15 protein-coding genes and 2 tRNA genes are annotated in these 20,309 nt (G+C 59.5%); 11 read left to right on the top strand and 6 right to left on the bottom strand.

Annotation, left to right across the window (positions count from 1 at the left end):
• The 6 genes from ABYA88_RS11235 to ABYA88_RS11210 all read left to right on the top strand — a co-directional run.
• The coding region (locus tag ABYA88_RS11235; RefSeq protein WP_373187364.1) for an AMP-binding protein at positions 1 to 996 on the top strand (996 nt) is incomplete at its 5' end.
• A gap of 97 nt (positions 997 to 1,093) precedes the next feature.
• Positions 1,094 to 4,987 carry an ATP-dependent RNA helicase HrpA gene (hrpA, locus tag ABYA88_RS11230; protein ID WP_373187362.1) on the top strand — a complete coding sequence of 1,298 codons (3,894 nt, stop codon included), beginning with the start codon at positions 1,094 to 1,096 and terminating at the stop codon, positions 4,985 to 4,987.
• 164 nt (positions 4,988 to 5,151) lie between these two features.
• On the top strand, positions 5,152 to 6,273 hold the full coding sequence (locus ABYA88_RS11225; RefSeq protein WP_373187361.1) for a beta-ketoacyl-ACP synthase III: 1,122 nt from the start codon (positions 5,152 to 5,154) through the stop codon (positions 6,271 to 6,273).
• A 327-nt stretch (positions 6,274 to 6,600) separates the two neighbouring features.
• Positions 6,601 to 7,641: a porin gene (locus tag ABYA88_RS11220; protein ID WP_373187359.1), complete on the top strand. Its 1,041-nt coding sequence runs from the start codon at positions 6,601 to 6,603 to the stop codon at positions 7,639 to 7,641.
• A gap of 153 nt (positions 7,642 to 7,794) precedes the next feature.
• The gene (locus ABYA88_RS11215) at positions 7,795 to 8,511 is read left to right on the top strand and encodes a DUF2057 family protein (RefSeq protein ID WP_373187357.1); all 717 of its coding nucleotides are present in this window, start codon (positions 7,795 to 7,797) and stop codon (positions 8,509 to 8,511) included.
• A gap of 102 nt (positions 8,512 to 8,613) precedes the next feature.
• A complete protein-coding gene (locus ABYA88_RS11210) occupies positions 8,614 to 9,738 on the top strand; it encodes a GNAT family N-acetyltransferase (RefSeq protein WP_373187356.1) in 1,125 nt (374 codons plus the stop codon).
• Between the two features lie 104 nt (positions 9,739 to 9,842).
• Here ABYA88_RS11210 and ABYA88_RS11205 read toward each other — a convergent pair whose 3' ends face one another.
• Entirely contained in the window at positions 9,843 to 10,409 is a 567-nt protein-coding gene (locus ABYA88_RS11205; RefSeq protein WP_373187355.1) for a peptidylprolyl isomerase, read from the bottom strand.
• 32 nt (positions 10,410 to 10,441) lie between these two features.
• Complete coding sequence (locus ABYA88_RS11200; protein WP_373187354.1) at positions 10,442 to 11,254, bottom strand: alpha/beta fold hydrolase; 813 nt, start codon at positions 11,252 to 11,254, stop codon at positions 10,442 to 10,444.
• Between the two features lie 186 nt (positions 11,255 to 11,440).
• On the opposite strand from ABYA88_RS11200, the gene ABYA88_RS11195 reads away from it, so the two are divergent.
• A complete protein-coding gene (locus tag ABYA88_RS11195; RefSeq protein WP_373187353.1) occupies positions 11,441 to 11,782 on the top strand; it encodes a hypothetical protein in 342 nt (113 codons plus the stop codon).
• A gap of 10 nt (positions 11,783 to 11,792) precedes the next feature.
• On the opposite strand, the gene ABYA88_RS11190 is transcribed toward ABYA88_RS11195, so the two are convergent.
• Positions 11,793 to 12,680, bottom strand: coding sequence for a LysR family transcriptional regulator (locus tag ABYA88_RS11190; RefSeq protein ID WP_373187352.1), 888 nt, complete (start codon positions 12,678 to 12,680; stop codon positions 11,793 to 11,795).
• Between the two features lie 186 nt (positions 12,681 to 12,866).
• Entirely contained in the window at positions 12,867 to 13,856 is a 990-nt protein-coding gene (locus ABYA88_RS11185) for an AraC family transcriptional regulator (RefSeq protein WP_373187350.1), read from the bottom strand.
• 165 nt (positions 13,857 to 14,021) lie between these two features.
• Here ABYA88_RS11185 and ABYA88_RS11180 point away from each other — a divergent pair, with 165 nt between their 5' ends.
• Positions 14,022 to 15,161 (top strand): acyl-CoA dehydrogenase family protein, encoded by a 1,140-nt coding sequence (locus ABYA88_RS11180; protein ID WP_373187349.1) that lies wholly within the window; start codon positions 14,022 to 14,024, stop codon positions 15,159 to 15,161.
• A 96-nt stretch (positions 15,162 to 15,257) separates the two neighbouring features.
• Here ABYA88_RS11180 and ABYA88_RS11175 read toward each other — a convergent pair.
• Together ABYA88_RS11175 and ABYA88_RS11170 are read right to left on the bottom strand one after the other, a co-directional pair.
• A tRNA-Asn gene (locus ABYA88_RS11175) sits at positions 15,258 to 15,333 on the bottom strand.
• An 82-nt stretch (positions 15,334 to 15,415) separates the two neighbouring features.
• Complete coding sequence (locus ABYA88_RS11170; protein WP_373187347.1) at positions 15,416 to 16,624, bottom strand: amino acid aminotransferase; 1,209 nt, start codon at positions 16,622 to 16,624, stop codon at positions 15,416 to 15,418.
• Between the two features lie 233 nt (positions 16,625 to 16,857).
• Between ABYA88_RS11170 and uvrB the strand changes: the two genes are divergently transcribed.
• The 3 genes from uvrB to ABYA88_RS11155 all read left to right on the top strand — a co-directional run.
• Positions 16,858 to 18,879: an excinuclease ABC subunit UvrB gene (uvrB, locus tag ABYA88_RS11165; RefSeq protein WP_373187346.1), complete on the top strand. Its 2,022-nt coding sequence runs from the start codon at positions 16,858 to 16,860 to the stop codon at positions 18,877 to 18,879.
• A 771-nt stretch (positions 18,880 to 19,650) separates the two neighbouring features.
• Positions 19,651 to 19,727 (top strand) — tRNA-Val (locus tag ABYA88_RS11160).
• A gap of 181 nt (positions 19,728 to 19,908) precedes the next feature.
• On the top strand, positions 19,909 to 20,309 hold a 401-nt coding region (locus ABYA88_RS11155; protein WP_373187345.1), incomplete at its 3' end, for a TGS domain-containing protein.

The raw sequence follows: 20,309 nt of genomic DNA, 5'->3' as shown, positions 1-20,309 counted from the left end.
CTTGTCGCCAACATGCTGCAGGCCAAGGCCATGATGGGCTCCACAATGAAGGACGGTGAAGAGACGATCATCTGTCCGTTGCCGCTCTATCATATCTATGCCTTTACCTTTCACTGCATGGCGATGATGATCAGTGGTAACCACAATATTCTGATTACCAATCCGCGCGATATCCCAGCCTTCGTCAAGGAACTCTCGAAGGTGCCGTTCTCCGCCTTTGTCGGGCTGAATACCCTGTTTGTCGCGTTGTGCAATGACGCCGAATTTCGCAACCTCGACTTCAGTCATTTCAAGGTCACTCTCTCCGGCGGCATGGCGCTGCAGCAAGCCACGGCCGAGCGCTGGAAGAAGATCACCGGCTGTGATGTATGCGAAGGCTATGGCATGACCGAAACCAGCCCGCTGGCAACAGTGAATCCGATCGACAACATCCAGCTCGGCACCATTGGCATTCCGGTTCCGTCCACCCTGTGCAAGATCATCGATGATGATGGCCAGGAAGTGGCGCTGGGTGAGCGCGGCGAACTGTGCGTCAAGGGCCCCCAGGTAATGAAGGGCTACTGGCAGCGCCAGGAGGCGACAGATGAGATGCTCGATGCCGAGGGCTGGTTGAAAACCGGTGACATCGCCATCATTCAGGAAGACGGTTACCTGCGCATCGTCGATCGCAAGAAGGACATGATCCTGGTGTCCGGCTTCAACGTCTATCCCAACGAGCTGGAAGATGTGATGGCTGCGATCCCCGGCGTGGCGCAGTGCGCCGCGATCGGGGTGCCGGATGAGAAATCCGGTGAGGCGATCAAGGTCTTCCTGGTCAAGGCACCTGGCGCCGAGCTGACCGAGGACCAGGTGAAAGCGCAAATGCGTGACAGCCTGACTGCGTACAAGGTACCCAAGTACGTCGAGTTCCGGGAGGCGCTGCCGACCACCAACGTGGGCAAGATTCTGCGCCGCGAGCTGCGCGATGAGGAACTCAAGAAGGCTGCAAACCAGTAGAATGCACCAGTGTCGCGGCCATAGCCGCGGCAACAGGGCCCCGCCAGAGTCATGCCCTGGCGGGGCTTTTTTTATCAGGCAGGTACAGACACAGACAATGACCGAACTCTCCGCGCTGGCAGCCAACCTCGAGCAGGCCATGGCCGCCGACCGCCACCGGCTGCAAAAGCAACTGCAGCAACTGGACAAGCAACCCGACCCGCAGCGTCAGGCTCGCTGGCTGGAGCAGTTCCAACGCTCCTGCGCGCGCGTACAGGCGCGCAGCGAGAGCATCCCGCCGATGCGCTTCGACGATCAGCTACCGATCGCCGAGCGCCGCGAGCAGATACGCGAGGCGATTGCGCAACACCAGGTGGTGATCGTTGCCGGCGAGACCGGTTCAGGCAAGACCACGCAGATTCCCAAGATCTGCCTGGAGCTGGGCCGTGGCACCCGCGGACTCATCGGTCATACTCAGCCGCGTCGTCTGGCCGCGCGCAGCGTTGCCAGCAGGGTCGCGGACGAGATCGGCACGCCGCTGGGCGAGCTGGTGGGCTTTCAGGTGCGTTTCACCGACCAGAGTTCGGATACCACGCTGGTCAAACTGATGACCGACGGCATCTTGCTGGCGGAAACCCAGAATGATCGCTTCCTGCAGCGTTATGACACGCTGATCATCGACGAGGCGCATGAGCGCAGTCTGAATATCGATTTCCTGCTCGGCTATCTGAAAACCATCCTGCCCAAGCGCCCCGATCTGAAGGTGATCATCACCTCCGCGACCATCGATCTGCAGCGTTTCTCCGCGCATTTCGACAACGCCCCGGTAATCGAGGTCTCCGGTCGTACCTATCCGGTGGACGTCTGGTACCGGCCGCTTAGCGCAGAAATGGACGAGGAGGGCAATCAGGTCGAGGAGGACCTGAGTATCGATCAGGGCATAGTTGCCGCCCTGGAAGAGCTGGAGCGCCATGAGCGGGCCAACGGCCAGCCGCCAGGCGACGCGTTGGTGTTTCTGCCCGGGGAGCGGGAGATTCGTGATACCGCAGAGTACCTGCGCAAGGCCAATCTGCGCCATACCGAGATTCTGCCCTTGTACGCCCGGCTGTCTGTTGCCGAACAGCAGAAGATATTCGCCTCCCACGCCGGCAGGCGCGTGGTGCTGGCTACCAACGTAGCGGAAACCTCACTGACCGTACCCGGCATTGTCTATGTGATCGATCCGGGTGAGGCGCGCATCAGCCGCTACAGTCCTCGCTCCAAGGTACAGCGCCTGCCAGTGGAAGCGGTGTCCCAGGCCAGCGCCAATCAGCGCAAGGGGCGTTGTGGTCGGGTCGCGCCGGGTATCTGCGTCCGCCTGTATGCGGAGGAGGACTTCAACACCCGCCCGGAATTTACCGATCCGGAAATACTGCGCACCAACCTGGCGGCGGTAATCCTGCAGATGCTGCACCTGCGGCTTGGCCGCATAGAGGATTTTCCGTTCATCGAGCCGCCGGACGGCCGGGCAATCAGCGATGGCTTCACCCTGCTGCAGGAGCTCGGAGCAGTTGACCGTGAAGGCGCAATTACCGACAACGGCAGGCAACTGGCACGGCTGCCAGTGGACCCGCGCATTGGCCGCATGCTGCTGGAAGCTAACCGCACTGGCAGTCTGGAGGAAGTGCTGGTCATTGCCAGCGGGCTTACCGTGCAGGATCCCCGTGAGCGGCCGCTGGAGCGTCAGCAGGCCGCTGATCAGGCGCATGTGCAGTGGCGTGAGGAAAGCTCGGATTTTGCCGCCTTTCTGAATCTCTGGCGTGGATTTGAAGAACAGCGCCAGGCCCTGACCCAGGGCCAGCTGCGCAGCTGGTGCCGGCGCAATTTCCTCAATTTCCTGCGTCTGCGCGAATGGCGCGAAACCCATCGCCAGCTGGTGCTGACATGCCGCGACCTGAAGTTCGAGCGCAACAGCCAGCCGGCCTCCGATGAAGCGGTACACAAGGCGCTGTTGTCCGGGTTGCTCAGTCAATTGGGCAACAAGACCGAGGAGGGCGACTACCTCGGTGCCCGGCAGCGCCGGTTCATGCTGCATCCCTCATCCGCGCTGGCGAAGAAACGACCGCCGTGGGTCATGGTTGCCGAGCTGACCGAAACCCGGCGTCTGTATGGTCGCCTTGCGGCGAAAATCGATCCGCTGTGGGTCGAGCCGCTGGCCGGCCACCTGCTCAAGACCAGCTACAGCGAACCGCACTGGGAGAAAAAGCGCGGACAGGTTGTCGCCTATGAGCAGGTCACGCTCTATGGTTTGATCATCGTGCCGCGCCGCAAGGTGCATTTCGGCCCGATCGATCCGGTAGCCGCACGCGAGATCTTCATCCGTCAGGCATTAGTGCTGGGGGAGTGGCATGGCCGCGCCGCTTTCAACAAGGCCAACCAGCAACTACTCGCCGAACTCGACGAGCTGGAAGCCAAGGCCCGGCGCCGGGACATTCTGGTCGACGAGCAAACGCTGTATGCCTACTTTGACCGGCATATACCGGCGCAGATCTACCAGCTCGCCAGTTTCGAGCGCTGGCTGAAAACCCAGCAACACGACCAGCCTCAACTGCTGCATATGACCCGCGAAGAGCTGCTCCAGCGTGAGGCGGGCGAGGTCACTGCCGAGCAGTATCCCGATGCCTGGCGCTGGCAGCAGGTAGCGCTGCCTCTGACCTATCACTTCGAACCAGGCCATGCCCGGGACGGTGTCACCATGCGCGTGCCGGCGCCGCTGCTGCGGCAGATACCCGCTGAAAGGCTGGACTGGCTGGTGCCGGGCCTGCTGTACGACAAATGCGTGGCGATGGTGCGCGGCCTGCCCAAGGCACTGCGGCGCAATTTCGTGCCGGTACCGGACTTTGTACGCGCAGCTCTGGAACACATGCCTTTTGCCCAGGGCAATCTGGGTCAGGCGCTGGGCCGCGAGCTGACCCGCATGACCGGCACTCGCATAGACGACCAAGCCTGGACGGACATCGAGCTGGAACCGCACCTGCTGACCAATATCGAGGTGGTCGATGCCGACGGCAAGGTGATCGCCGAGGGCCGTGATTACAGCGCGCTGTGCAGTCAGCTGGCCGGGCAGGTGCAGGACCAGCCTGCGCCGAGAGTCGCCAGTCAGCCGCAACAGCAGGCCAGACCGGCTGGCACCTACACGCTGCCGGTGTCGCTGGTTCGCAACCAGGCGGGTATTGAAGTTACCTTCTGGCCGGCCTGGGTCGAGGAGGGTGACGAGGTCCAGGAGCAATTGTTCGATACGCTTAATCAGGCGCAGCAGGCCCATCGACGCGGAGTGCAACGCCTGCTGCTGCGCGAGCTGAACGAGCAGGCGCGCTTCCTCCGGCAGAAATGCGCTGCCCTGAAAGACGCAGCTATCTATTATCGTGAGCTGGGTAACCAGCAGCAATTGACAGAAGACGTCCTGTTGGCCGCTATCGACCGGGTGTTTCTTCCGGACGATCAGCCCTTGCCCCGTGATCCGCAAGCACTGGCTGAGCGCCTGGAGCAGGGCCGCGGCATATGGGTTGCCGCAGCCGAGAAGCAGGCAGCTGAAACGCTGGCGGCGCTCAAGGGCTGGCATGCGGTGCAGAAACGTCTCAAGGGCAAGATTGACCTGGCCCAGGCGCTGGCGCTCAACGACATACGCGCGCAGCTGGCCGGGCTGTTCTTCAAGGGATTCGTCCGTGCTGTGCCGGCCGAATGGCTGGCGCAGTATCCGCGTTACCTGCAGGCCATCGAGCAACGTCTGGACAAGTTGCAGGGCCAGGTCCAGCGCGACCGGGTCTGGACCGAAGAGCTGCAGGAACTCATGGCGCGTTATCAGGCGCGCGAGCTGAAGCACCGACAGGAAGGGCGCCACGACGACGCGCTGTTTACCTGGCGCTGGATGCTGGAGGAGTATCGTGTCTCGCTGTTTGCCCAGCAGCTCGGTACACGCATGCCGGTATCGGCCAAACGGTTATCCAAGCTGTGGCAGGACATTCCTGCCTGATCGGCGCACAGGGATGGGTCAATGGTGACCAATGGAGTGATCTGCGCGTCTGTTTGCATTATGCTTCGCCCTTGAGCCATTTTTAGTGCACGGCCTGAGCATCAGGCCAGGGTTTTACCGCTATATCGGTAATGCATTACCCAAAACATCAGAGAGGACCGACCGTGCAAAGAGTCGTGATCAGTGGGACAGGCCTGTACACCCCCGCCAACAGCATCAGCAACGAAGAGCTGGTTGAAAGCTTCAATGCCTATGTCGAGAAGTTCAACCAAGACAATGCCGAGGCAATCGCCGCCGGCCAGATGGCAGCGCTGACTCCCTCGAGCACCGAGTTCATCGAGAAAGCGTCTGGTATCAAGAGCCGCTACGTGATGAACAAGAGCGGCATTGTCGACATCAACCGGATGAAGCCCGATATTCCCGAGCGCAGTAACGAGGAGTGGTCGGTACTCTGTGAGATGGCCATCAAGGCCGGCACCGAGGCCCTGGAGAAAGCCGGGCGCACCGCCGCAGACATTGACGGGGTAATCGTCGCCTGTTCAAACCTGCAACGTGCCTATCCTGCTGTAGCCGTGGAAGTGCAGGAAGCCCTTGGCATCGAAGGTTTCGGTTTTGACATGAACGTTGCCTGCTCCTCGGCCACCTTCGGCATCCAGGCGGCGGCCAACTCGGTCCAGCTAGGCCAGGCGCGCGCAGTGCTGATGGTCAATCCGGAAGTCTGCACCGGCCATATGAATTTCTGTGACCGCGACAGCCACTTCATCTTTGGCGATGCCTGCACTGCAGTGGTGATCGAGCGCGCGGAAGACGCGGTATCCGAGCACCAGTTCGACATCATCGGTACCAAACTGCTGACCAAATACTCGAACAACATCCGCAACAACTTCGGCTTTCTCAATCGCGCCGACGACAGCGGCGTGGGTGCGCCGGACAAGCTATTCGTCCAGCAGGGCCGCAAGGTGTTCAAGGATGTCTGTCCGATGGTGGCCGAGCTGATTGGCGAGCATCTTAAGGAATTCTCGCTGCCGGTGGGCGACATCAAGCGGTTCTGGCTGCATCAGGCCAACCTGAACATGAACATGCTGATCGCCCGCAAACTGCTTGGCCGCGACCCGGAAGCGCATGAGGCACCGGTGGTACTGGACGAGTACGCCAATACCAGCTCCGCCGGCTCTATTATCGCGTTCCACAAACACCAGGACGACCTGCCCAGCGGCAGTTTCGGCGTGATCTGCTCCTTTGGTGCAGGTTATTCGATCGGCAGTGTGATCGTGCGCAAGCACTGATTATTTGCGTTATGTCACCGCTATGTCACTTGCGTGGCATGCAGGTGTCATTTGCGCAGTGCATTATTAAGGTGTGACACAGGTCGGGCGTTCGCTACGCGGCTTGTCTTATCGAGTACTGCTCCTTGAAACCCGCTATCCATAGCGGGTTTTTTTTGCCCGGGTTTTTGCACGGCAATACCCCTGATGCGGATAAAAGTTCCCGCTCATTCAAAACTTCATCCTCCGGTAACCGTTTTGTCATTTGGGATTTCCATAATCGCCCCAGTCGAAACAACGACGGCACGTCAACTGAGCTGGCGTTTAAAATACCTAGGAGAGTTACTGATGAAGAAGAAGCTGCTTGCGATTGTTATTGGGGCCGCTGCGGCCATGCCGGTTGCTGCGATGGCAGACGTTACCGTCTACGGTCGCGCCCACGTCTCGATCGACCACCTCGACGACGGCGCCGACTATTCCGAAGTCAACCTGTCGAGCAACTCCTCCCGCCTGGGCTTCAAGGGCAACCACGACATCAGCCCGAACCTGAACGCGTTCTTCCAGATCGAGCAGCAGATCAATTTCGGTACTGACAACGATGAGACTCTAGCCACTCGCGACACTTTTGTGGGTCTGGGCGGCAACTTCGGTAGTGTCCGCGCCGGCCGTTTTGACAGCCCCTTCAAGGCAGCCCGTGGTCCGGCCAACCTGTTCGGTGACCAGGTCGGTGACATGCGCAACCTGACTCGCGTTGGTGATGCCCGCTTTGACGAGCGTTATGACAACACCATCGAGTACACCACTCCGGACATGAGTGGCTTCTTCGCCAAGCTGGGCTATTCTTTGCACGAAACCACCGTCGCTGGCGATAACGTCGACACAGACACTCTGAGCATGTCGCTGAACTATGTTGGCGGCCCGATAGAAGCTGCCCTGGCATATGAGACTGCTGAAGAAGATACCGGCCGCGGCGAGCGCGACGGTGTGCGTTTTGCCGGTGCTTACAAGGTCACTGATGCGCTCAAAGCCGTAGGCTTCTACCAGACCGTTGACTATGAAAACGAGAACGTGACCCAGGCTGCGCGTGACCGGCTGACTGCTGACACCTTTGGTCTGGGTGCCGAGCTAAAGGTAGCTTCTGCTACGGCGATCAAGGGTATGTGGTTGACCCGTGAAGCGGATGCCAGCGATTTTGATAGCACCATGTGGGTTGTGGGTGTAGAGCACAAGCTGGACAAGGCCGTCCGTGTCTATGCCAACTACGCCATGGTCGATAACGACGAGCTGGCTGTCCTGACTCCCTGGAGACAGGCTCGTACCGCTGATCCGGCAGGTGCCGCTGGTGAAGATGCTACCGGTCTGACTGTTGGTCTGCGCTACGATTTCTGATCGTCAGCACCAAGCACTAGCAAAAAGGGTTATGCCTGCGGCATAACCCTTTTGTCATATCAGTGACATCTTATCGTCTTATTATCACCCTCAGTTACTCGTCGGAAGACAACCTTCCACCCTCTGGATCTATCGATATATCAAGGAGTTGCCATGCGCAATCTGTTCGTTGTCGCTGTTGCCTGCATGCTCGCCGCCTGTGCGCAGCGTGAGCCGGTCAAACTGTATTCCGGCGCAGAGCAGCCGACGGGTCAGCTGGTCATCGTGGAAATGCCGTACACCCTCGAAGTGCTCAATATCAACGGTCAGCCGGTGCCGGAAGCCAATCGGATGACGGGCAATCAGGACCGCAAGCTGGAGCTCCAGCCAGGCACCTACCGGATCAATGCCTACTACGAAAACGTCTACGACCTGGACGGTGGACTCAGTAGTGAAGTGGTCCGTACACGCAGTGCGACTTTCACGATCGATGGCGAGGCGGGTGAAGTATGGCGGCTGGGTTTTGAAGCTCCGACCAATCTCCGGGAGGCCAGGGCGATGAAGGATAACTTTGCCGGCTGGTCCCAGAATACCCGCACGGGCACGCGTTATCCTGCCGAGCCAGGCCCGGCCTACGTGTCACTGATCGGTCAGTTGATGGGCGGCGGCTCCAGTGTTAGCTACGACAATGAAGTTCAGCCTCTTGAAGCCCAGCAGGCTACTGCAGGCCCCGCGCCGGCAATGCTGGCCACCACGCCGCCGGCCCCGTCTCAGGTCGCAGCCACTCAGACCCTGCCGCACAATGACGCTACCCTGACCACGCTGCAACAGCTCTGGTTGCTGCTCAGCCCGGAAAGCCGCGAGGCCTTCCTGGAGTGGGCGGCCAAATAAGCCGGCTCCGACCTCCAAGCCCGGCGACCTGCCGGGCTTTTTGTTACGCATGGAGCACGTTACGCTCTGCGAATACGCGTTGCGCTATGGCATGCTGTAGCGATGAAAATACGTCAGCTTACCCATATCAACCAGATCTCCCCCGCGCAATGGGATAGCCTGCTCGGCAGCGCCTATCCATTCCTGCGACACGGCTTCCTGGCGGCGCTGGAAAACAGCGGCTCAGTCAGCGTCCAGCACGGCTGGGAGCCTGCCCATCTCGTGGTCCTTGATGACGACGCGCAGCTGCAGGCCGCTTTACCGCTCTACCGCAAGATGCACTCCTACGGCGAGTACGTTTTCGATTTCCAGTGGGCCGAGGCCTGGGAGCGCAGCGGTCGGAGCTATTATCCCAAATACCTTGCCGCGGTGCCGTTCTCTCCGGTGCAGGGCCCGCGGCTATTGTCGCGCTGCGTGGAAAGCCGCGCGCTGATAATTGGCTATCTCAATCAGGAACTGGATCGCGCACAGGTATCCGGCATGCATCTGCTGTTCAACAACGGAGAAGAAGATGCAGCCCTGGAGGACGCGGGCTGGGTCAGACGGCTCGGATGTCAGTTCCACTGGTTCAATCGTGGTTATCAGGATTTCGACGACTTTCTTGCGGTTCTCAACTCGCGCAAGCGCAAGAATTTTCGCAAGGAGCGCCAGGCAGTGGCGGGGCAGGGCATCAGCTTTCAATGGCTTTCCGGAGATGAACTGACAGCGGAAGTCTGGGACCGGTTCTATCCGTTCTATGCTGCCACCTATCTCAAGCGCGGTCAGCACCCGTATCTCACGCCAGCTTTTTTCCAGCGGCTGTGCGAGTCGATGCCGGAGGCCATTCGGCTGGTCTTCGCCCGCCATGATGGGCGCGATGTAGCCGGTGCGTTCTTTCTCGCCGATCAGACTTCGCTCTACGGTCGCTACTGGGGCTGTCTGGAGGAATATGACCGCCTGCACTTCGAGACGTGTTTTTACCAGGGCATGGACCGCTGCATAGCCGAGGGTCTGCAGCGATTCGACGCCGGCGCGCAGGGCGAGCACAAGCTGATCCGCGGTTTCGAACCGGTACTGACACAGTCATGGCACAAATTGCAGGAGCCGCTGCATGATGCGGTCGCGGATTTTCTGTTGCGGGAGCGGGAAGGGGTAAAAGCCTACCAGGTAGAAGCGCGGGAGTACCTCCCGTATCGCCAGGCCGAGTGAGTTCAACCTTTTCATCGAGGCGGAGCTAGACGTTTTCGGGTAGGAGACACCGTTTTCCGGGAGGGAGCCAGATGCGCAGAGAATGTCCCTGCGCACTCGCAACCTTACTCGGCCGAGGCTTCTACTCGCTCGACGCTCCGGATCACAACCGGGCTGCTGGGCACGTTCTGATGGCCGCGGGTGGTGCCGGTGGGTACCTTGGCGATGGTCTCGACCACGTGCTGGCCGTCGACTACTTCTCCAAATACCGCATAGCCGAAGTCGCGGCCACCATGGTTGAGAAACTCGTTTTTGCCCAGGTTGATGAAGAACTGGCTGGTAGCGCTGTCGACTACCTGGGTGCGAGCCATCGCCACCGTATAGCGATCATTGCGCAGGCCGTTGTCTGCCTCGTTCTTGATCGGCTTGCCCACCGGACGCTGATCCATGTCCGGGGTAAAGCCGCCGCCCTGAATCATGAAGCCCGGAATCACCCGATGGAATATCAGGCCGTCATAGTGCCCGGCATCGGCGTAGCGCAGGAAGTTCTCAACGCTGATGGGCGCGGCTTCGGCATTAAGCTCCAGCTTGATATCGCCATGGCTGGTTTTGAGCAGAACCTGTGGGTTGTCTGCCAGTGCGGAAGTGGCTGCCAGTAGCAGGGCGCCGGTGGCGATAAGACGTTTGAACATGGTCAATCTCTCCGTGGAAAAAAAGCGGTCGATCAGCCGGCGTTTCCGGCAGGTGAAGCAGAACCCGACTGCGCCAGAAAGTCCAGTAGCACAGCGTTGAATTTCTCGGCCTGGTCAATGGGCGTGCCATGGCGTGAATCCTCGATTACCACCAACTGGGCATCGCCCAGATGGCCCACATATTCACGTTTCTTTTCTACCGGCGTGTAGTCCTGATCAGCGCTGACTACCAGTACCGGGCAGTCAATACGGTCCAGATGCTCGGTCACTCCCCAGCCCACCAGCGCGCGTAACGAGGCCAGGTAGGCCCGACGGTCATTTTCCAGCCAGCGGCTCTCAAAGGTTTCTCGCAACTCCTGCTGCTCGGGTTTGGGAAAAAGCGTCTTGGCCAAACCCCTTGCTACCGCACTCAAGGGCAAAACGTGGGCAAAGAACAATCGCTGGGCGACCAGCAGATACTCCTTCGGCCGGCGCGGAATCAATTCCGGACCGCTATTGACGATGGTCAGGCTGGCAGGCACCTCGGGATGATCGGTGGCGAGCTGAAAGGCAATCATGCCGCCCATGGAGATGCCGACGATATGCGGTTTGCCTAGCTGCATGTAGTTGATGAACGCCAGGCAATCATCAGCGAAGGTCTTGACGCTATAGCCGCTGGCCGGCTTCTCGCTTTTGCCGTGGCCACGCATGTCCAGACAGAGCACGCGGTAACCCGGCAACAACGCCGACAGCTGGTGCTCCCAGTCACGGCCACTGGAGCCCAGTCCGTGTAGCAGCAGAACCGGCTCGCCTTCGCCCTGGTCGGTGTAATGCAGGTTGCATCCGTTTAGTTGCAGGTAAGCCATGAATCCTTTCCTTGATGGAAAACCCTGACTTCAAGCCGGGTTTGTCGGAAGATGTAGTGAGCATGCCTTGCTGGTAGCGGTTTGTCATCGCCCAAGGCGTCGCTGCTCTCTGATGTTTGCGCCGAACTTTGTCTTCAGGCAGAGTCCAATTAGTGAACAGTTCGCCGGAATTCTGGGAGATTTACCATGAAACAGTTACTTCTTGTCGGTTCGCTGGCTCTTTCGATGTTTTTTTCGATGCCCCTGCTGGCTCAGCAACCGCTGGGTTTTCCGATTGATGTCCAGTTGCAGGCCGAGGGTCTGGATCTGAAAAGCACCAACACTGGCAACATCGGTAACGTCGCCACAGTTACCCTGGCCAACCAGGACCGCCGCGAGGTTTTCTGTGTCGCTACCTTCGTCAATGGCCCGGAGAGGCCATCGCCGCTGAGAGTACGTCTGGCTCCTGGCGAGAAGACCGTGCTTACCCAGGCGTTCCAGCGTGACATTATCCGCGTGCGCGTGATGATCGAGTGCGACCAGGACTGATTCGCCGCAGTCAGTCGGCCATGGAATGCTGGATCAGCAGGTCTGCCAATATCTGTGTGGCCGGCCCAAGGGGCTTGTGCTTGTTGGCGTACAAATAGAGATAGTGTGACCGTCGCGCTCCCTGCTGCAGGGGCAGCGGGGCGAGTCTGCCCTGCTCCAGCAGTTCGGTGATTTCATGCTCGGGCAGCCAGGCGAACCCCAGACCGTTTGCTACCAGCGTGGCCGCGGTCCCGATGCTGGCGACGGTCCAGCGTTGCTCGGCGCCCAGCCATCCTGAGTCGACAGGGTGATGCCCGGAGTCGCGGATCACAACTTGCAACTGGGTTTGCAGGTCTTCGTGGTTCAACTCGCGTTTCATCTGGTGCAGCGGATGGTCCGGATGTGCCACAGCTACAAAATCGACCGCGTTGATCTGGTGCGGCAGATAGCCGGCGATGCTCATGCCGGAGATCGCCAGGTCCGCTGAATCATTCAGTAAACAATCCTCCACCCCAGAAAGAACTTCTTCGCGCAATTGCACGCGGCAGCCCTGGCTCAGGGGCATGAACGCTTTCAGCGCCTTTGCCAGACGGCGGGTCGGATAGGCAGCATCCACGACCAGCCGCACTTCCGGCTCCCAGCCCTGGTCCATATTGAAAGCCAGTGTCTCGAGCTGACTGGCTTGCTTGAGCAGGTTGCGCGAACGGCGCAGCAATACCGCGCCCGCCTCTGTGAGCGTCGCCTTGCGGCCGACGATTTCCAGCAGTGGCACGCCCAACTGCTCCTGCATCCGGGCAATGGTGTAGCTCACCGAGGACTGGGAACGATGCAGCACCTCAGCGGCCTGAGCAAAGCCGCCGCTGTCGACCACAGCCTGCAGAGTCCGCCATTGTTCAAGAGTAACGCGTGGAGCTTTCATGCTGTCTGTCTCTGGCGTTGTTCAAAAAACGGAATCCTATAAGGAGATCCACGATGAAATATTTTCTTTCGCTTTGCCTGCTATCTTTCTCGCTGCCCCTGCTGGCGCAGGCAACCGTGACTCAGGGAGTCGCAACTGATCCCCTGGCGTCGCCTGAGTATCGGCTCAAGTCTCCATCCCGGGCGGTCACCGGTATTCCCCCGGTGTCAGCCCGGTCCATTTCTTGAACGCACGGTGAAACGCCGAAGGCTCGGAAAAGCCCAGCAGGGCAGCAAGATCCTGTATCGCCATGTCCTGACGCGACAGGTGGTAAATGGCGATATCCCGGCGCAAATGGTCCTTGAGCTCCTGGTAGGACGTACCTTCCTCGCGCAGATGGCGCCGTAGGGTCGGCGGACTCATGTTCAGCTGTCCGGCCACCGATTCCATGTCGGGCATTTCCGCACCCACATTGCGCCCGATAAGCTGGCGGATACGGCCCGACAGACTGTTGCCGAAGTCGCGCCGCGACAACAGGTCAGATGGTGATTGCTCAAGAAAACGCTTGAGTGTGCGGGCATCCTGAATCAACGGCATCTGTAAATAACTGCGGGGAATCGCCAGCGCAGTGGCTCGCTGACCGAAGCGCAGCCTGCAACCGAATATCAACTGATATTCCTGGTGATGGGCGGGGGCCGGATAGGCAAAAGTAGCCTGCTCAAGCGGGATGCGCTTGCCGATCAGCCAGCTGCCGAGCCGGTGCCAGATCACCAGCAGGGATTCGGTGAGAAAGTGATCCGGATCATCAATCATGCTGGTATCGATCTCCAGCCAGACCAGGTCGCCCTCACCGCGCATGCTGATTCCCGGGTTATCGGCAAAGAGCCCATAGAACAACATGCCGCGTTGCAGAGCCCGCTCAAGGGTCGAGCAATGGATAAGCGCGTGGCACATCATCGCAAAGGTGCCAGGGCGGCTGCGAACCGGCCCGAAGCCCATCAGCTCGTCTTCCAGAGTGTCCCAGAGCAGCTTGATCAGCCGCGCATACTGGTCAGCGTCGACACGCATGCGAGGCTGCTCGAGAAGGTCCGCATTGATCCCTGCCGCAGTCAGTAAAGTCCGGCTGTCGTGCCCATGCCGTTCTGCCCCGCGCAGGGCGGCCCGGACGAAATGAATGGCGACTGACCGGTTGCTCATATGCTGCGGAACTCTCCTGATGGCTGCGGTCGAGTTAGCCACAGCGCCGGGCAGGTGGCAACCGATGGCTGGCGGGCAAAATGGTCAATTGCGATGAGCGCTGGTGTCATTGAGCGTCAATTGCGCGGGGGCTAGGCTGACCGGACAATAATCAGGAGTTCCGCCATGCAGCGCATACACTTCGAAACCGAACACCGGATGTTCCGCGAATCCTTTCGTACCTTCCTGCAGAAAGAGGTGGTTCCGCACCAGGAAGCTTGGGAAGAGGCCGGTATTGTTGACCGGCAGGTATGGGAAAAGGCCGGCGCACTGGGCTTTTTGTTGCCCTGGGCAGATGAAGAATATGGCGGCTCGGGGCTGAAGGACTTTCGCTACGAGCAGATCATGAGCGAGGAGCTGGCCTACATCAACGAGCCAGGCTTTATGCTACCGCTGCACTCGGCGCTGTGCGGTCCCTACATCACCGAATATGGCAACGATGAGCAGAAGCAGCGGTTTCTGCCCGCGATCATTCGCGGCGAATGTATCCTGGCCGTTGCCATGACCGAACCCGGCGCCGGTTCCGATCTCGCCGGCATGCGCACCACGGCGGTAGAGCAGGGCGATCACTACGTGCTCAACGGCTCCAAGACCTATATTTCCAATGGCCTGCTCAGTGACCTGGTTATCGTCGCCGCCAAGACCGATCCGGCCAACAAGCATGCGATGGGCCTGTTTCTGGTCGAGCGCGGCATGCCCGGCTTCGAACGTGGGCGCAAATTGAAGAAGATGGGCATGCACAGCCAGGACACCGCCGAGCTGTTCTTCAACGACGTCAAGGTGCCGAAGGCCAATCTGCTGGGCGACGGCAAGGCCGGCTTCGTCTATCTGATGCAGATGCTCGCCCAGGAACGCCTGACCAACGCCTGCGGTGCCGTGGCAGGCGCTGAAGCTGCTTTCCGCGCCACGCTGGAATACGTCACAGAACGCAAAGCCTTTGGCAAACCCATCGCCGAGTTCCAGAACACCCGCTTCAAGCTTGCTGAACTGCGTACCCAGATCGACGTGGCCCAGTGTTTCGTCGACCGCTGCGTGATGGACCATAACGAGAAGCAACTCACCGCCGAGGTGGCTGCCGAGGCCAAGCTGTTTACCACCGAACTATTGGGCAGGGCGGTAGACGAGGGAGTGCAGCTGCACGGCGGAGCAGGCTATATGTGGGAATACCCTATCTGCCGTATGTACGCTAATGCACGTATCCAGCGGATATTTGCCGGCACCTCGGAGATCATGAAGGAGATTATCAGCCGGGGGCTGAAACTGTAGGCGGGAAAGCGAAAGTCAAAATGGATTCCCGCCTGCGCGGGAACGACGAATCACCACCCACAAAAAAGCCCGTGCATCAGCACAGGCTTTTGAATTTGGCTCCGCGACCAGGACTCGAACCTGGGACCCAATGATTAACAGTCATTTGCTCTACCAACTGAGCTATCGCGGATCGGACGCTGTGAACTTTATCAAAAAGTCGATCAAAGTCAATGCCTTGAAGATACTTTGTGAAAAAGCCTGCAGCTCGAAACTCAGTTGTCGTCCTTCAGAACGGCTGCCATCGAATTGGCCACATGGTCGATATTGCCGGTGTTCAGCGCAGCAACACAGATACGACCGCTACCCACCGCATAGATCGCAAACTCCTCGGCCAGTCTTGCCACCTGGTCCTTGGTCAGCCCGGAGTAGGAGAACATGCCGCGCTGGCGCTCGATGAAACTCATATCCCTGGTCACGCCAGCTGCAACAAGCTTCTCGACCAGTGTATGGCGCATGATGCGCACGCGATCGCGCATCTCCGCCAGCTCTTCTTCCCACATCGCATATAGCTCAAGGTTGTTGAGTACGGCAGAAACCACCTTGGCGCCGTGGGTAGGCGGGTTGGAGTAGTTGGTGCGGATAACCCGCTTGAGCTGCGACATGGTGCTGAGCATTTCATCGTGGCTCTGGGTGACCAGCGTCAGCGCGCCGACGCGTTCACCATATAGCGAGAACGACTTGGAAAAAGAATTGGAGATGAATAATGGCAGGCCGGATTCAGCGAACAGGCGCAGCGCAACAGCGTCGTCCTGCAGGTTGTCACCGAAACCCTGGTAGGCGATGTCGATGAAAGGCACATGATTGCGGCGCTGGATCACGTCGATCACGCGGGTCCATTCGGCCAGGCTCAGGTCGGCACCGGTCGGGTTGTGACAACAGGCATGCAGCAATACCACGCTGCCTTCGGGCAGGCTTTCAATGCCCTGCAGCATCCCTTCCAGATTCACACCATGAGTTTCCGGATCGTAGTAGGGGTAAGTCACTACTTCAAAACCGGCAGCCTCGAACAGGGAGCGATGGTTCTCCCAGCTCGGATCGCTGATGGCCACCAGGCGCTTGTCCAGCAGGCGATAAAGAAAATCGGCGCCCAGCTTCAGTGCGCCGGTGCCGCCAATGGATTGCGCGGTGACCAGCCGGCCGGATTCCAGCAGGTTGGATTCGGGACCGAAGAGCAATGTCTGTACCGCATTGTCGTAGGAGGCCAGGCCTTCCATCGGCAGGTAGGGACGGGGGCCTTGCTCGGCTACGCGGGCTTCTTCAGCCGAACGTACAGCGCGCAACAAGGGCACCTTGCCATTTTCGTCGTAATACACCCCGACACCCAGGTTGACCTTTTCAGCCCGGTTATCGGCATTGAAGGCTTCGTTCAAGCCGAGGATCGGGTCGCGTGGAGCCATTTCAACAGGGGAAAACAAAGTCATGGTATAGGCAAGCTCGAAGCAGGTGAGTGGGTGTTACCGGTGGCCATTATAGACAGACCGGCGTAAAGGTGCGAGTGCAGCAGCGAGTGCAGCAACACGCGTCGCGGCGAGTGCATCTAACGAAGTCATGTCAGTGCAGCATGGTGAAACGGTTGGCCGACCGGCGAGCACTGAACGCAACTCGAGGCGATGCTATGATAAGTGTCGTTTTTTGCAGTCGGAATCGAGAATAGATGACCCAGTTCAAGCTCCAGACCCGTTTTCAGCCCGCCGGCGACCAGCCGACCGCCATTGCGCAATTGGTGGAAGGGCTGGAAGCAGGGCTATCACACCAGACATTGCTGGGCGTGACCGGGTCAGGGAAGACCTTTACCATCGCCAACGTGATCCAGCAGGTCCAGCGCCCGGCGATCATCATGGCGCCGAACAAGACGCTCGCCGCCCAGCTGTATGGCGAGTTCCGAGAGTTCTTTCCGAACAACTCGGTTGAGTATTTCGTTTCCTACTACGACTATTACCAGCCAGAAGCCTATGTGCCATCGTCCGACACCTTCATCGAGAAGGACGCCTCGGTAAACGACCACATCGAGCAGATGCGTCTGTCAGCGACCAAGGCGCTGTTGGAGCGACCGGATGCCATTATCGTCGCGACTGTTTCTGCCATCTATGGTCTGGGTGATCCCGCCTCGTACCTGCGCATGGTGCTGCACGTAGATCGTGGCGACCAGCTGGATCAACGTACCCTGCTGCGGCGTCTCGCAGAACTGCAATACACCCGCAATGACATGGAGTTGGCCCGGGCCAACTACCGTGTGCGTGGCGACGTGATCGACATCTTTCCTGCGGAATCGGATCTGGAGGCGATACGTATAGAACTGTTTGACGATACGGTCGAAACCATCAGCTTCTTCGACCCGCTGACAGGTGAGGTACTACGCAAGGTTCCACGCGTAACTGTCTATCCTAAATCACATTATGTGACCCCGCGCGAGAAGCTTCTGGACGCAGTGGAGCACATCAAGGTCGAACTGGCCGAGCGCCTGGAAGTGCTGAAAAGCCAGAACAAATTGGTCGAAGCCCAGCGTCTGGAGCAGCGCACCCGCTTCGACATGGAAATGATCATGGAGCTGGGCTACTGCAACGGCATCGAGAACTACTCTCGCTATCTGTCGGGCCGCAACCACGGTGAAGCGCCGCCGACGCTGTTTGACTACCTGCCCAAGAACGCGCTGCTGATCATCGACGAATCCCACGTATCCGTGCCGCAGGTAGGCGCAATGTACAAGGGCGACCGCTCGCGCAAGGAAACACTGGTCGATTACGGTTTCCGCCTGCCCTCGGCGCTGGACAACCGGCCAATGCGTTTTGACGAGTGGGAGTTGATCTCGCCCCAGGCCATCTTCGTGTCGGCCACCCCCGGGCCCTATGAAGCCGAGCATGCCGGGCGCACGGTGGAGCAGGTGGTGCGTCCCACCGGCCTGGTCGATCCTCAAATCGAAGTCCGCCCGGCGACCAGCCAGGTCGACGACTTGATGTCCGAGATAGCGCTGCGTACAGCCAAAGAGGAGCGGGTGCTGGTGACCGTGCTGACCAAGCGCATGGCCGAAGATCTGACCGATTACCTGGGGGATCATGGAATCCGTGTGCGCTATCTGCACTCGGATATCGATACGGTAGAGCGCGTCGAGATTATCCGTGACCTGCGTATCGGTGCTTTTGATGTGCTTGTGGGTATTAACTTGTTGCGCGAAGGCCTTGATATGCCTGAAGTTTCGCTTGTAGCGATTCTGGATGCCGACAAGGAAGGCTTCCTGCGCTCGGAGCGTTCACTGATCCAGACCATAGGCCGCGCGGCACGGAACCTCAACGGCAAGGCGATCCTCTATGCCGACCGTATGACCGGGTCGATGGAGCGGGCAATCGGCGAAACCGAACGCCGCCGGGAGAAGCAGATAGCCTTCAACCTGGAGCATGACATCACCCCGGTCGGCATTACCAAGAGCGTGCAGGACATTTTGGAAGGGGCAGTGGTGCCGGGCAGTAACAGCCGGAGCAACAAACGCAAACGCCTCAAGGCCGCCGAAGACGCAGCAGAATATGATGCTAACCAGCTACGCTCACCCTCCGAGATCAGCAAGCAGATCCGCAAGCTCGAGGAGAAGATGTACCACCATTCCAGGGATCTGGAGTTTGAGGCCGCTGCCGGCGTGCGGGATGAGATTCAGAAGCTGAGGGCGTTGCTGATCCAGGTCTGACGTGCCATTTCCGCGGCCCGACAATGGATCCCGGCGTTCGCGAGGATGATCGGGTTATAGGAACGTTTGATGCTGGTCTTGATAATCCGCGATCGCCCATACACCCGTCATTCCCGGGTAGGCGGGAATCCAGGCGGTGTACCAGGCAAACCCACGCCGCCCGCCCCAAACCTCTGTCATTCCCGCGCACGCGGGAATCCATTTTGACCTTGGTGGGGAAACTCGGGCTCATGCGTCCAGCCTGACCCGAAATGGATCCCCGCGTTCGCGAGGATGACGACCAAGGCCCCGTCATTCCCGCGTAGGCGGGAATCCAGGCGGTGTACCAGGCAAGCCCACGCCGCCCGCCCCGCACCTCCGTCATTCCCGCGCACGCGGGAATCCATTTTGACCTTGGTGGGAAAACTCGGGCTCATGCGTCCAGCCTGACCCGAAATGGATCCCCGCGTTCGCGAGGATGACGACCAAGACCCCATCATTTCCATTTCCGCGCAGGCGCGAATCCACGCGGTCTGTCAGGCACGCCGCGATGCTCACCCCACGCCTCGTCATTCCCGCGCAGGCGGGAATCCAGGCGGAGTATCAGGCCGCCACGCCGCCCGCTCCAAACCTCCGTCATTCCCGCGCACGCGGGAATCCATTCTGACCTTCCGATCTTCAACCATATTCCCCCAGCCACCCGACAACTGCGGCTTCTAGTTAACTTGCAGATATTCAGTAACTTACCGCTTGACAAGGTTCGGCGTGCTGCGTAAAGTTCGCGGCCATTGCAGGCACGTAGCTCAGTTGGTTAGAGCACCACCTTGACATGGTGGGGGTCAGCGGTTCGAATCCGCTCGTGCCTACCAAAATTAAAGCCCGGCCCCTGTGGCCGGGTTTTTTATTTCAGCGCCCTTCGGGGCGCCTGTGCAGTAGCCTCCAGGGGCGCCGGCGATCGTTAGCTGGCCTGAACTGCAGCGCCAGGCGTTCCGAGAGGACTTTTCCATCATGTGGCCTTGCGTAGGGGTCACCACTGAGAAGGAGCGGCACATGCCTACTATTACTCTCCCCGACGGCAGTCAGAAATCGTTCGATCACCCGGTCACCGTACTTGAGGTCGCCCAGTCCATTGGCGCGGGTCTGGCCAAGGCCACCCTGGCCGGCAAGGTCAACGGCAAGCAGGTCGACGCCTGCGACACCATCGACAGCGATGCGACCCTGCAGATAATCACGCCGAAGGATGAAGAAGGGCTGGAGATCATCCGCCACTCCTGTGCCCACCTGATCGGTCATGCCGTCAAGCAGCTCTATCCCTCGGCCAAGATGGTTATCGGCCCGGTGATCGAGGAAGGCTTCTACTACGACATCGCCTACGAGCGCCCCTTTACGCCCGAAGACATGGCTGCGATCGAAGCGCGCATGCGCGAGCTTATCTCGACCGATTACGACGT

This window comes from Halopseudomonas sp. (assembly GCF_041579695.1).
Lineage (GTDB): Bacteria > Pseudomonadota > Gammaproteobacteria > Pseudomonadales > Pseudomonadaceae > Halopseudomonas.
Note: the sequence above shows the minus strand (reverse complement) of the source record. Positions and strands in the feature narration are given on the sequence as shown.

Coding starts and splice junctions, on each gene's coding strand:
- hrpA (WP_373187362.1), top strand. CDS start 1,094: ATGACCGAACTCTCCGCGCTGGCAGCCAACCTCGAGCAGGCCATGGCC.
- ABYA88_RS11220 (WP_373187359.1), top strand. CDS start 6,601: ATGAAGAAGAAGCTGCTTGCGATTGTTATTGGGGCCGCTGCGGCCATG.
- ABYA88_RS11215 (WP_373187357.1), top strand. CDS start 7,795: ATGCGCAATCTGTTCGTTGTCGCTGTTGCCTGCATGCTCGCCGCCTGT.
- ABYA88_RS11210 (WP_373187356.1), top strand. CDS start 8,614: ATGAAAATACGTCAGCTTACCCATATCAACCAGATCTCCCCCGCGCAA.
- ABYA88_RS11205 (WP_373187355.1), bottom strand. CDS start 10,409: ATGTTCAAACGTCTTATCGCCACCGGCGCCCTGCTACTGGCAGCCACT.
- ABYA88_RS11200 (WP_373187354.1), bottom strand. CDS start 11,254: ATGGCTTACCTGCAACTAAACGGATGCAACCTGCATTACACCGACCAG.
- ABYA88_RS11195 (WP_373187353.1), top strand. CDS start 11,441: ATGAAACAGTTACTTCTTGTCGGTTCGCTGGCTCTTTCGATGTTTTTT.
- ABYA88_RS11190 (WP_373187352.1), bottom strand. CDS start 12,680: ATGAAAGCTCCACGCGTTACTCTTGAACAATGGCGGACTCTGCAGGCT.
- ABYA88_RS11185 (WP_373187350.1), bottom strand. CDS start 13,856: ATGAGCAACCGGTCAGTCGCCATTCATTTCGTCCGGGCCGCCCTGCGC.
- ABYA88_RS11180 (WP_373187349.1), top strand. CDS start 14,022: ATGCAGCGCATACACTTCGAAACCGAACACCGGATGTTCCGCGAATCC.
- ABYA88_RS11170 (WP_373187347.1), bottom strand. CDS start 16,624: ATGACTTTGTTTTCCCCTGTTGAAATGGCTCCACGCGACCCGATCCTC.
- uvrB (WP_373187346.1), top strand. CDS start 16,858: ATGACCCAGTTCAAGCTCCAGACCCGTTTTCAGCCCGCCGGCGACCAG.